The following is an 834-nucleotide window of genomic DNA, read 5'->3' as shown; positions in this document are numbered from 1 at the left end:
AAGGGTCTGTCCGAACAACTGGGTCAACACGGTATCACTGTAAACTGCGTACAGCCTGGTCTCATTGACACCGCTCAAATCCGTCGTATGTATCCGGGCGAAGAGCGCAAGAAATTTGCTGATCGCGAAATCGCCCTGCGTGATTTCGGCCAGCCAGAAGATGTTGGTAACGCGGTCACTTTCCTCTCCTCGCCTCGTGCACGTTACATCACCGGCACCACGCTGCTGGTTGACGGCGGGATGCGTCGCTACTCGTTCTAAGCCTGTTGATGGGTGTCGTACTATGGCCACGAATCCGTAAGCACGATGCTCTGATTTGAGGAAAAGACCCCTATGCGCTCAGATAAAACGTCACTTCCTCTAGTGTTTGAAACTGGAATATTTTCCAAAGTTTTCCAACATCGGCTTGGCCCACTGTCTGACGAAGGAAGAGTTGCCTTCGGGGTAACAGAGCGTGTGCTGCCCGAATTTTCGGGCAGCACACGTCATTCACGCTGTATGGCAGAAGAAGTGACACAAGCAGCTATAGGAACTGGGCGCTGCGGTAGATGAGTTGTGAAGCTGATTGCCTATGCCGCCAGCTGTGTTCAACGCTTGAGGCCAACCGAGGATTCCGTGTACTCGACTGGTACCCACTCATAGCCTTCGCCTTCCCGCCGGACATGGCCAATACCTGGGAATGGATGGTGGGCCGTCGCGACCAGCCAGCCATTCTGCGCGGCCTTATCGAGCAGGCGCTGGCGCGATCCGAATGCATTTTTCTGATCAACGTCGAATGCGATGGTTACCTCTGGGTGCGGCAACTGGACAGCGTGGAAGTGCGCAGTATCACCC

General features: G+C 54.7%; 2 protein-coding genes. Both read left to right on the top strand.

The features are described 5' to 3' along the window. A partial coding sequence (locus AC1DSG_RS31480; RefSeq protein WP_477794341.1) for an SDR family NAD(P)-dependent oxidoreductase occupies window positions 1–261 on the top strand: 261 nt, incomplete at its 5' end. 287 nt (window positions 262–548) lie between these two features. Beyond that, window positions 549–834: hypothetical protein (locus AC1DSG_RS31475; protein ID WP_477794340.1), on the top strand; the 286-nt coding region annotated here is incomplete at its 3' end.

This window comes from Pseudomonas sp. P5_A12 (assembly GCF_056400685.1).
This window is presented reverse-complemented; position numbering and strand designations above follow the sequence as displayed.